The sequence below is a fragment of the Microcystis sp. LE19-8.1F genome (assembly GCF_027531715.1).
In the GTDB taxonomy this organism is placed as follows: Bacteria; Cyanobacteriota; Cyanobacteriia; order Cyanobacteriales; family Microcystaceae; genus Microcystis; species Microcystis wesenbergii_A.
Genome location: NZ_JAPZSO010000066.1, coordinates 1 through 12,465 on the forward strand (window position 1 = coordinate 1; position 12,465 = coordinate 12,465).

6 protein-coding genes are annotated in these 12,465 nt (G+C 36.4%); 4 read left to right on the plus strand and 2 right to left on the minus strand.

The window, feature by feature from the left end; genetic code table 11:
* Positions 1-322: 322 nt before the first annotated feature.
* The 4 genes from O9334_RS06755 to O9334_RS06775 all read left to right on the plus strand — a co-directional run bounded on the left by O9334_RS06755 (position 323) and on the right by O9334_RS06775 (position 5,461).
* The gene (locus O9334_RS06755; RefSeq protein ID WP_024971048.1) at positions 323-889 is read left to right on the plus strand and encodes a hypothetical protein; all 567 of its coding nucleotides are present in this window, start codon (positions 323-325) and stop codon (positions 887-889) included.
* Between the two features lie 49 nt (positions 890-938).
* The gene (locus O9334_RS06760; RefSeq protein WP_287999711.1) at positions 939-1,280 is read left to right on the plus strand and encodes a hypothetical protein; all 342 of its coding nucleotides are present in this window, start codon (positions 939-941) and stop codon (positions 1,278-1,280) included.
* A gap of 28 nt (positions 1,281-1,308) precedes the next feature.
* A complete protein-coding gene (locus O9334_RS06765; RefSeq protein WP_045357884.1) occupies positions 1,309-2,643 on the plus strand; it encodes a flotillin family protein in 1,335 nt (444 codons plus the stop codon).
* Positions 2,644-4,123: 1,480 nt separating this feature from the next.
* The gene (locus O9334_RS06775; protein ID WP_287999712.1) at positions 4,124-5,461 is read left to right on the plus strand and encodes an AAA-like domain-containing protein; all 1,338 of its coding nucleotides are present in this window, start codon (positions 4,124-4,126) and stop codon (positions 5,459-5,461) included.
* Positions 5,462-5,482: 21 nt separating this feature from the next.
* On the opposite strand, the gene O9334_RS06780 is transcribed toward O9334_RS06775, so the two are convergent.
* Positions 5,483-11,269, minus strand: coding sequence for an AAA family ATPase (locus tag O9334_RS06780; RefSeq protein ID WP_287999713.1), 5,787 nt, complete (start codon positions 11,267-11,269; stop codon positions 5,483-5,485).
* A 193-nt stretch (positions 11,270-11,462) separates the two neighbouring features.
* The gene (locus tag O9334_RS06785; RefSeq protein ID WP_287999714.1) at positions 11,463-12,458 is read right to left on the minus strand and encodes a hypothetical protein; all 996 of its coding nucleotides are present in this window, start codon (positions 12,456-12,458) and stop codon (positions 11,463-11,465) included.
* Between the last annotated feature and the right edge of the window lie 7 nt (positions 12,459-12,465).

Sequence of the window (12,465 nt, forward strand, 5' to 3'; positions counted from 1 at the left end):
TGACACTGTACCTAATACGACTGCACACCGCTATAAGCTAGTGAGGTACACATATTTTTCTTCCCTTTTGACTTTTGCCTCTTGCCTTTTGCCTAAAACCCATAACTTTTGTACCTCAGCAGACTGAAAAACGCTATATAACCAGCTACTTATTCATCCCATAGGAGAATTTGAGGTAAATTGTACTGCATTTAAACTGGGTAGGGAGCATTTTAATACAAATGTACGGAACTTGGTCACTCCCCACCCCGTTAACTTAAGTTTCAGCGTCGTGATTATAATTAGGGAATGATAGAAATTCTTAGACAATAGGATCACATCAGTGTTGATAAATCATCTTTTCTTCGGCGCTTTCCTACCCCTTGATACTCTCCTGTCCACCCAGGGGATTATGGTTATGCTTCTGGCCGCTTATGCTTTAGCCATGTGGATGTTTCTAACTAGCGCCCCAAAAGTTCATACAATCATGGTGACAGATTTGGAGACAGCCCGACAATTTTATGAAGGACTTTTAAATTTACCCACGGCCGATGTTCCCCTCCATTACTATTACAATTATGAGCAGACGATGGGCAATAATATGATTGACCCATTTTATATGTCTAGTAATCCGGCTGTGACTACTGCCAACCCTTCTTTGGGAGATCAACCCCAGGGTTTATGGTATCAGTTAAAGAAAAATACCCAACTGCACATCGTTGGTGGGGCAACCGCGGGTTATAAGGATCGTCATCGTCACGTTTGTTTTGATCACGATTGTTTAGAACAAATTCTGCTGCGGGTGGAATCACGACGCTTAAAGTATAAAGTTCGTCGCAATAAACCTTTAAATTTTTTGGTCAAAGATAATGCTGATCGCGTGATTGAAATGGCCGAAGTCTCGAATTAGTTAACGGTAATTAGATTGGGGGCAACTATAACGGTAAATAACTAAACTTATGAATGCTCAACTGCTCACAATCGTTTTAATTTCTTTAGGGGTAGGTATTGGTTTGGCTATTCTACTCCTAATTTTAGTCAAGTTAAGACGCTGCAACCAACAGGTAAATAGTATTGTCGATCATCACTCTCTCATCGGTTTAATTGGAGTTGTTCAAATCCCCTTCGACAAAAATAGCAAGGGGAAAGTACGAGTTAATGTCGGAGATAGTCTGATCGATATAGTAGCGATAACAGAAGGGGAAGAACAATTTAATGTCGGGGATCAAGCATTTATTCTCAGTTGCACAGACAATAAAGTTTTAGTCATTGCGGAAAAGTATATCAGAGGCGATTTGTAATTTCTTCTAGACCAAAGGGTAACTAACTATGAATAGTCAAAATAATTCCTATCTCATCCAAATCAATCCCAATCAATACGACAATAATAATAACAACAGTGCTGGCAATTTATTATTGAATAGTGTTCCCATTGCTTTATTGATATTTTTTGGGATTGGTGCGATTTGGTTTTTCAATTCTTTTTTGTGTATTTGTAAACCCAATGAAGTAGTAATCCTGAGTGGGATGAAACGCAAATCAAAAGATAGACAAGATGCGGGGTATCGAGTGGTATCGGGGGGTCGGGCAATTCGTATTCCAATTTTAGAAACCGTTAAACGCATGGATGTCACCACAACCCCGATCAGAATCGAGATTAAAAATGCCTATTCTAAGGGTAATATTCCCCTGAATATAGTGGCAATTGCTAACGTGAAAGTTAGTTCTAACCCTGAAATAGTCGGCAATGCGATCGAACGTTTTTTAGACCGAGATCGAGAAGAAATTGTTCGCGTAGCTAAAGAAACTTTAGAAGGAAACTTGCGGGGTGTAGTCGCAACAATGACCCCCGAACAAGTGAACGAAGATCGCCTAAAATTTGCCGAAAGTATTACCAGTAACGTCAGTCAAGACCTGTTAAAACTCGGTTTAGAAATTGATACTCTCAAAATTCAAAATGTTGCCGATGATGTGGATTATCTTAACTCCCTCGGACGGGAAAGAATCGCTTTAGTCATGCGTGATGCTGAAATTGCCGAATCAAATGCCCTCAATGAAGCTGAACAAATAGCAGCGGAATGTGAGGAACAGGCAACCGTAGCTAAAACCCGCGATCAAATTATCATTTTAGAGCAAGAAAACGAGTTGAGAAAGTTAAAGGCAAAACTAGAACAACAGGCCAAATCGGAAGAAGAAATAACTATCGCCGCCGCTAAGGAAAAACGTGCTATAGTTGAGGAAAAATTGCAACAGGTCAGGGCAGAATTAGAAAGATTACGTCTCCAAGCAGATGAAGTTTTACCCGCAGAAGCGCAGCAGGAAGCTGAAACTTTCCGCGCTAGAGGACAAGCGGCAATTTTTGAAGAAAATGCTAAAGCTGAAGCCTTGGTTAACGAATTATTCGCGGAAGTCTGGCAAAACACCGGCAGCGAAGCATCAGCAATTTTCTTGATTCAACAGTTAGAAACCATCCTGGAAGAAGCGATCAAAATTCCTAAACGCTTACACCTCGATCGAGTTAATATCGTTGATAATGGTGATGGTAAATCCCTCGCTGCCCTGATTAAAGTCTATCCCGAAATCGTCAATCAATTCCTCGCCAGTGTCCATCAAACCCTCGGTATTGATGTAGTGGGAACTCTCACTAATAAAATTGAAAAATAGCAGTCAAAAAACATACTAGGCATGGCTGAATCGAGGTATGAATGCCAACTAGAAAAATCCCAGAAAAGAGGATTTATCTCTTAGATCAGCAACGCCACCAGAAACAACCTTCTTAATATGACACCCAAAAGTCTGTATAAGCTACTGCACATTGTCGGTAAACATCAGGTAGGCCTTCCCAAAGTTTTTGCGCTGACGCACGACCCCTATCTCCCACATAACAACCGACAATTTCTCTTATTTGTCTATCAATTGCTAGCCAGACATAAAACTTAAGTAGCTGGTTATAATTAAATTTAAAATGGATTTTAGGTTCGATCCCCCCTGCCCTCCTTGATAAGGTAGGGTTGATTCATGAATCAACCCTACCCTTGATAACGGGGGTGTCTGATAATTTTTAACGCCTACCTACTTATTATTCTTGGAGAAAATAATCATACCAGAGTTCCTCACCTTCTCTAGTTAATTTTCCTTTTGGCTTGGCGGAAACGCTTACCTGACGGGGAAACTCACTAAATTTAATATTTAGAAGGTTCTGTAACCACGACCAGCTTAATCCTGTTACTCTGGCAATACCTCGTCAAGAAATTTGCTCTAACAATAGCTGATCGATTAATTGTTTTGTTTTTTCTGATACCTGATTCTGACTGAGAGCAATGACAAACTGACGACCACAATCTTTACACGGGTTTTTCGGCTTTCCATTGCTTAATAGTGTGATAAAAACCACGGCGAGGACAAGGAAGGCTAGAGTGAGTGATTAGGGGATAATATTTGTCTGTTAATTGCTGTTCTCAAGTCAATTGAGTGGCTCTCTTGGGTTTGGTGGGTAAAATGTATTCTAAGATACAGTCCTGCTGGCGAGCGAGTGGAACGAACCACAAAGACACAAAGGACACAAAGATTGAGCGCTCCTATATAAGTTAAACTGGTCGCAACGCGCTCGCTACGCGAGATCACACAAAGAATAAGAGAGCCCTTGGGTTAAGTAAAAAAAGAGGAATGCCAAAAAGGGAGTCCTGAAAATGCTGGTTTAGGGGGGTAAATTTGGCACAATTTTATATTAGTTAAGATTCTACCTTATCTTTGCTATATAAGCTTCTCAGACTACCACTACTATCGAATCACTACTCAAGGTTTTATAGTTTTTGACAGCCATAAGCATTGATGCTCGCTGCACAAGTGAGATACTCCCCTGAAGATAGGGGTTTTGATAGAAATTATCAAGAGATAATTGCTGCCGTGTAATTGACCTTGACAAGAAATGCTATAATTTCCTAGCAAGGGGGAAAACTAATCCCTCTCGGTGTTGCCGTCGCACAATTTTGTCGGTTACTGGTTCTCGTCAGCTTGTCTGTCAAATATACCAATTCTACTTTGAATCGGTGCTGTTATGTCAAGATTCAATATTTCTGGCTGCAACGGAACTGGAAAATCAAATAATCTATTTCTTCAAATCTTCTTACCTTAGATAAAAATAATGAAATTCGAGGAAATCCAAGAGATTCTTAATGGGCAACTGCTCAAGCTTGAGAATCGTTGTCTCAATGAGACAGAAAAATTATTATTGCGAGGACTTTGGCAGAAAAAGAGCTATCAAGAAATTGCCCAAGAAAACGGTTATAGTAGCAGCTATCTTGCCAATGTAGTTGCCCCAGTACTCTATGATAGAGTCTCGCAACTGATCGGAGAAACGGTCAATAAAAAAAATTTTTTACCTAGACTACAATCTCATTTTAGCAACTCCACATCGTCTCAGTATCGCAGTCAGGAATATCTCCAAAATGAGCGTCCAGAATACCCCGATGCTCCTATTCCCTATAATTCTCCTTACTATCTGAAACAAAGAAACCTTGAAGCAAAAATTATCGAGGAAATCGACCGATCTGGGGCTTTAGTTCGCATTAAAGCTCCCAAAAAATGGGGAAAAACCTCTTTATTATTAACAATTTTAGAGGCTTGTCAACAACAATTCGGTTATCAAATTGTTAGTTTAGATTTACAAAAAGCAGACCAAAACATCATAGCAGATTTTAACAAGTTATTACGCTGGATTTGCCGTAATTGCGCTCGGCAGTTGAATTTAGAAGCCAAATTAGATGATTATTGGGATGAAGATATAGGAATTAAAATGAGTTGGACAATTTATTTTGAAGAGTATATTTTACGAGAGATAAAACAGCCACTGGTATTGGCTTTAGATGAAGTGCATCGAGTCTTTGAACATCCGAAAGTAGCGGAAGATTTTTTACCTTTAATCCGAGCTTGTTATGAAGAATCTAAGCGATCTCCCCTGTGGCAGAAATTACGTTTAATTATTGTTCAATCCACAGAATCTTATGTTTCTCTGCGATTAGAACAGTCTCCTTTTAATGTGGGATTACCCATAGAGTTACAGGGTTTTGGTCAAGAACAAGTGGCAGAATTAGCCAAAAAATATCAATTAAATGAATTAGCAATCAACGAAATTCAACAGTTGATCGACTTAGTGGGGGGACATCCTGCCTTGATTCATTTAGCGATTTATCATCTTAGCCAAGAGCGAATCACGATGCCAGATTTAATCAAATCAGCAACTACATCAACGGGGATTTATTCCTCTCATTTACAGCTGCACTGGGTCACTTTACAAAAACAACCTGAACTTGCCGATGTTTTTCAACAGATTTGTCAAGGGAATCAACCAATGATAGTTAATCCAATTATTGCTTATAAACTTAATAGTATGGGTTTAATTAAACTCAGAGAAAATCAAGCAATTGTCAGTTGTCAGTTGTATCAAAAGTACTTTAGAAGTCAATATACTGGTTCAGTATAAATAAATTTTTGAACCATGGTATTAAGATAGCGATCGCTCAAGCCAATCGGTATTAAATATCGTCTGATAAATCCGATTATGAACGTCCATTTTTCCATGGCGTTTTACCACTAATCCAGATAAAAATAACTCAGGTAAATAGGGATTGTTATCAATCTGTATTGCTTCTTGATGGAGGATTTGTCGATACAAGGTTAATAACTGGGGTCGGTTTGGACTTTGAAGAAGGCGATCTTGAATGGTTTTTAAATGTTCGGGTTGATCCTGCATCTCCCAATCTTGAATAATTTTTTCTGCTACTAAGTTGGTCAACCATTGTTCTTCTTGATTAGAGGGGATTGGTTGCTCACTATCCCGCATCAGTTGACAGAGTTTTTGAGTTAAGAAAGGTTGCCCTCCCGTCCAGCTTAAGACTTGTTTGAGCATTGTCTGAAGATTACTGACTTTTTCTGTTAACCCATATAATAAAGGTTGGGCTTCGTGTTCTTTAAAACTTGCTAATTCAATAGCGTTACCAATATTAAAAGGTGTTTTCTGGGGGTCAGTAATTAAAGCTGAAGGTGTGGTAGCACCAAAAAAGGCAAAAGTTAGCTCTTGAAATTGAGGTTGAATCGCTCTCTGGTTATAAAAAGAACGAATTAAAGCAAAAAAGTCAGAGGCATCAAATTTTAACCCTAAAATGCTATCAATTTCATCAATAAATATAACAGTCGATTGTCTAGATTGCCGCTGATTAAAATCATTATTAACTAGAAGAAAATTTTCTATAAATTGTCCTAATCGTTGTACAGGAGGCAGGTCGAATTGTTCACTCCACCAAGCTTTAAAAGTTTTCAATTCTTTGATTAATCCAAAACTGCGGAGCAGATCAACGGCTAATCCTTTATACCATTGTTCGGGGGTAATATTGTCTGTTCCTAGCCGAGTTAAGTCAATTACTGCACATCTAATTCCCTCCTTTTGTAATTGGCTCATCATCCGTACCATTAAGCTAGATTTTCCCATTTGACGTGCATTTAAAACATAGCAAAATAGACCTTGTTTGAGAGCTTTATAAAGATTGCGATCGGCTTGTCGAACCACATAATTCGGTGCATCCATCGGTAAACTGCCCCCCACTTGATAGACAAATTTGGGAGGTTGTTCAGCACTTTTAAGCAGGTCATTTTCAAAGATAAGTTCTGCTTGAGTTGCTTTCAGTACCTCTAAAGTGTTTGTGAGTTCTTTTGTCCGTTCTTCTACTCTTTGTTCTAAGGTTTGATAGAGTCTTGAGTTATCAATAGAGATAGCGGCTTGAGCTGCTAAAATATTTAATAGTTCAACTCTTTCTGAGGTAAATGCGCCTGTTGTTAAATTATTTTCTAAATAAACAATTCCTTTTAATTGACCTTGATTGAGTAAAGGAGTACAAAGAATAGATTTAGTTTCTTTAGCCACAATATAATAATCGTTGGTAAATTGACCTTCAGATGTGGCATCATTTAAAACGATAGTTTCTTTTGTACGAGCGACATAATTAATAATGCTAGTGGGTAAGATAGGAATTGAGTTATCATGGTCGATAGATTCTATGGGAATTGACTCTAGGATATTAACCGTTTCTTGATCAATTGTTCCTTGAGCTTCAATGACCCAATTTCCTTCCTGTTCTAAAATCAGACAACCTTTCTGCGCTCCTGCATTTTCAATGACAATTTTCATTAAATTTGTTAGGAGATTTTCCAGTTTAATTTCTCCAGAAATTGCTTGTGAGGCTTTGAGAATAGTGGTTAAATCAAGAACTGCTCCATCATTACCAGTGGTTGAAATGGTGGTACTCAGTCCTTTAGATTTGTTTTGATTGCTGATACCTAATAAATATTGAGGGTATTCTTCTTCTAATTGTTTAACTTTGGCCTTTGCACCCCAACGAATGTAACAATGATAAGCATTTCTGAGATATAGTTTACCGATTTCTTCTCTACCTAAAGTAAAATAAAATTCAGAGGCACGCTCATACGCTAAAGCCTCTTCATGGATAAATTCGTATTTTTTTGCTCCTTGAATGGCTTTTTCATAAAATTCTTGAGCTTCCCAGTTTTGACCTAAGACTCTCGCTTTTTCTGCTTCGACTAGATCATATTTATGTTGAAAATTAGCTTGACAATGACTTGCCCATTTTGCCATATTTTTCTGATGTTTTGCAACTTTATTCAATGATTCCTGTTGTTGATTATGATCGCAGTTAGGATAGTGAGCTAAGACGCTCAGAGAAAAATAAAAGTTATGTTGTGCTTTAAATAAAGTGGCACCACTCGTTACCGCTACATATTTTTCTGCATATTGACTATTTTGCAAAGAATCAAAAAAGGCTTTGAAAATATAACAATTAACCATTTTTCCGAAATAATAAATAAAGAGTAACCATTGATTATTTTGCTCAAGATATTCTTGGAGATATTTATCATCTTCATTTCGGGAGTTTCCTAACAATAAAAAATTTTGACAACGATCAATATTTCGTATATTTTCAGCAGTGTTTCTCAAAATTAATAAAAATTTACAAGAATATTCTTGGCTGAGTTTTCTCGCTAATTGGATATATTTTTCACAATCTTGTTCTACTTCTTCTAACTGGCAGCCTCCTAAAAACTTGATAACAGAATAGGCTTGAGCAACAAACCCAGTATATTCACCCTGTTCTGTATTTATTCCTTGTTGTAAACTATCCAATAGTTTTTCTTTAATTACTTGATTATTAATGGAATTTTTCCAACACCATATATAAGCATAATAAAGAAGAATAACTCGTGGTTTTGATTGTAAACTATAGTTTTTTTCTAGTAAATCAATAGCTAATTTTCCAAATTGATAACCAGATTCAAATTCTTCCATTGTTCCACATAAAAGCATTCCGTAATAACTATAAATAACATCTGCTTGTGGTGGATTTCCATGTTTAATACAGAGTTGAACTAAAATTAATACTAATTCTATAAATAGAGGTAAATTTATCACATTTGAAGCCGATAGTATTGGCAAAATTATTGTTATTACTGCTAGGTTTTTTGAGTCAATCATTATTGGGTTAGCTGCTAACTCCTCAATCGATTGATTTGTTAACAAAAAATCGATGGATTTCTGGTGGTTACTAATTCTTTTTTGAATTTCTTTTTCTTGAAGAGAAATTTTGATGCCGAGTTCTGGTAAAATTTTTAGGGCTACATCGACCACTTTTTGAGGTTGAAATATAGCAAAGTAATAACTAATTTGTGTTTGATATACTCTGATTTTATCAAATATGTCTGTAGTTTCTTTCAAGATGGTGGCGGATAATTCCTCAATTTGAGCAAATTTAGTAGTTAGGTAAAGAGCTTCTAAGGTTTCGACATAAAGTTCTAGCGTTAATTGATAATCAGTTTTCCAGCTATTTAATGCTAACAATTCTAACCCCTTTTCTAAATATCTCAAAGCCGAGTCATAAGCTGTTGACGTTTTGGCTTTTTTACTCGCTTGAAGATTTAAATTAGCCAGTTCATTTTTTTCTGATTGCTCAGTAATTAATGGGGCTCCCTCATTTAGCTGATTAACAATATCAAAAATTTTATTCTGTAACTCATCATCTTGATAACTCTCTAATAAAATACGTCCTATTTGCTGATGAAAACATTCTTTTTCTTCTTCAGAAATAAGAGAATAAGCTGCTTGTTGTACTCGGTCATGTAAAAATCGATAATAAATATCAGCAGAATAGTTAAAAGCATCTTGTAGCTTATTATTTGACAAATCTTCTCCATTCCATAATAGAGGAATTTTATAATTTTTGTCTAGGGGAATCACCAAGCCTTCATCTAGAGCTAACTGTAGTTCTTGAGCGGTAATAGTTTCAGATTTATTATTAATAATCCTAAGGATTTCTAAATTAAATTGATTGCCAATACAAGCTGCTAACTTGAGAACCTGTTGCGTATTTTGAGATAATTTTTTAATTTTATTCACCATTAAATCAACTACATTATCAGTAATAGATAAACTTTCAATTTGTTGTATATTCCATTGCCAATAAAATTGTTTTGTGTACTTCGCTCTCTTTAAATCTAAATTTTCCCTAATAAACAGGAATTTTCTATCGTAGAGAGAATAAAACAATTGGGTTAAGAAAAAAGGATTACCCTCGGTTTTTCTGCTGAGTAATTCCCCTAAGGGTTTAGCTAATTCTCTAGAACAATTTAGAGTATCGCCAATTAATTGATTAATCTCTCTCCTTTTTAAAGGTGAAAGAGAGAGCGTATTAATTGTTTTTTGGGCTTGATTAATTTTGCCTAAAGTGTGCATTAGTGGATGAGTTGTTTCCACTTCATTATCTCGATAAGCACCAATTAGGAGAAAATAGTTAATATCTGGCTCTAAAATTAATTGCTTAATTAAATTTAGAGAAGATAAATCTGCCCACTGTAAATCATCAATAAAAATCACTAAGGGATGTTCTGGTTGACAAAAAATCGTGAGAAAACGCTTAAAAAATAAGTTAAAGCGATTTTGACTTTCCGTTTTAACCAGTGGTTCTACAGGAGGTTGCTTACCAATAATTTTTTCGAGTTCAGGGATAACCTCAACAATAATTTGACCATTATTTCCTAAAGTTTCTAGAATCTTGTCTTTATAGGTTTCAAGATGTCTTTCTGGTTCACTTAACAACTGTTTTACTAAATCTTGAAAAGCTTGAGTAATTGCTGAATAAGGAATGTCTCGTTGTAGTTGGTCAAATTTGCCCTTAATAACTCGTCCTCGTTGGCGTGTAATTGGTTTGTAAATTTCATTGACTAAAGCTGTTTTACCAATCCCAGAATAACCCGAAATCAGGATCAATTCAGATGAGCCTTGATTGATTTTTTCAAAAATGTTTAGGAGTTTTTCAACTTCCCGTTCTCGACCATAGAGTTTTTGCGGAATCTGAAATTTTTCTGGAAGATCCCGACTTCCTAAAGAAAATAGCTGAATCTGTTCCCCTCTTTTGAGTTGATTGAGACAAATTTCTAAATCATTTTTAATTCCCCAAGCACTCTGATATCTTTCTTCTGGGGTTTTTGCTAATAGTTTTTTGATAATATTAGACAGAGCCAAGGGAAGGTCTGGAATCAGTTCGTGTAGGGGTAAAGGGTCTTGAGCAATATGACAATGAACTAACTCCATTGGGTCTGTAGTTTCAAAAGGAAGTCTGTTGGTTAAAAGTTCATAAAAAGTGACTCCAAGGGCATAAAAATCACTACGATAGTCAAGTCCACGATTCATTCTTCCTGTTTGTTCAGGGGCAATATAAGCTAACGTTCCTTCTAATTGATGGGGAGAGATAACGCTGATAAATTCTTGAGCTAACTGGCTAGAAATACCAAAATCAATAACTTTCAGTTGTTCGGTTTTGGGGTTATAGACAATATTAGAAGGGTTAATGTCTTTGTGAATAATATTGGCTTTATGAATAACAGCTAAAGCTTCAGCAATCTTAATGGCAATTTTCAAAAATTCTTCTAGGTTGAATTGACTTTGCTCTAGTAATGATTTTAAAGATTGACCACCAAAGTCTTCTAAAACCATAACTAAACTGTTTTCATATCGCTGTAAATCATAAGCTTTAATAATATTATCAACATTAAAAGAGCGAGTGATCTGGTATTCTTGTTGATAGCGAGTGAGTTCCGATGGCGTTGGGTAATTTTCTTTGAGAATTTTAAGGATAACTGCCTGATTATTGGCATGACGAAAACCTCGATAAACTAAGGAGTTAGCACTTTCGTAGAGTTTTTCGATGATTTGATATTTTGTTTCCATGAGCTACTGATTAAGTTAGTTATAGAATCAAGCAAAAAAGTTCAATTATTTCTATAGCGGTGTGCAGTCGTATGAGGTACAGTGTCACGAGCTATAAACCATGCTAGGCAAAGCTTGGTTTGTATCTCACTCAAGCGCTTACCGCTATATTGCTTGACTCTACAACTGATTATCTTCATTTCAGTTCAATTGATTACACACAACTGAGAGGTATATAAGGTGTAGGTGGGTTAACAAATTGTGTGTCCCATTCATTAGAAGCAGTTGTTTCTGGGGGATAGAATGGATATTGTCCATCTTTATCTGGGGCTTCTGCCCAGTTTTTTATGTCCTCTTGACTGAGACTGAATTCACTGGGTCTGGGGGGATAGGGTATCATCGCTTTTTTATAGGGATTTTGGGATTTTTTTCCGACTTCTGAAAGATCGGTGACCGTCCCATAGAATGTGTCCCAACTTACCCCAATCCCTAATTCCATAATTAATTGCCTGATGTCAGCAATAGGCTCCCAAATTCTGACATACTCTGGCTCTTCATTGATTTTTGTTTTGTAAAATGCCTGACCACACAACAAAAGGGCTAAAGCGATGAACTCAAAACTTATATGGTCAGGAGAAATTAAGAAACTTGAATGCGGCTCTTTTCCATGAGAAAAGAGTTTAATTCCTGGAATTTTGTTTGGTAAATCATCAAGACCGTTTTTGCAGTCTTCAATTCCATTATTGGTGACACACTGAATTTCCAGTTCCATACTGGCAAAATCAAGAATCTTTTTTACCAAACTTACTCTTGTTTTTGTCTCATTGTCTAGGATACTTTCTGGATTAACCCAACTATAGGCAATCATTTGGGAGAGTTTACGAGTTTGCAGTAACCAATGGATCATGCTGCCATATTCAAAAGGAATTGAAGAATCGTCGTCGTCCTGGCGTTTTGGTAAAAAATCTTGTTCAATTTCTACTCCAGGTGTCGGAAAATCCTCCTTCATCTTAAAATTATTTTTTAAATTCTTTTTTGTGCCATAGACCAATTTAGGAGGATTCTTTAATTCCTCAAATATAAGTAACTGAAAATAATAGTCTTGATGTTCAGTAGGAGTTTTATGAGTACTGCCAAAGTCTTGTCCAATCTTTATAGACAAATTTGATTGTAAATTTTGAACATAACTGTGAGTAAAGACCTGTGCCATTGGTGAA

Coding starts and splice junctions, on each gene's coding strand:
- O9334_RS06760 (WP_287999711.1), top strand. CDS start 939: ATGAATGCTCAACTGCTCACAATCGTTTTAATTTCTTTAGGGGTAGGT.
- O9334_RS06765 (WP_045357884.1), top strand. CDS start 1,309: ATGAATAGTCAAAATAATTCCTATCTCATCCAAATCAATCCCAATCAA.
- O9334_RS06775 (WP_287999712.1), top strand. CDS start 4,124: ATGAAATTCGAGGAAATCCAAGAGATTCTTAATGGGCAACTGCTCAAG.
- O9334_RS06780 (WP_287999713.1), bottom strand. CDS start 11,269: ATGGAAACAAAATATCAAATCATCGAAAAACTCTACGAAAGTGCTAAC.
- O9334_RS06785 (WP_287999714.1), bottom strand. CDS start 12,458: ATGGCACAGGTCTTTACTCACAGTTATGTTCAAAATTTACAATCAAAT.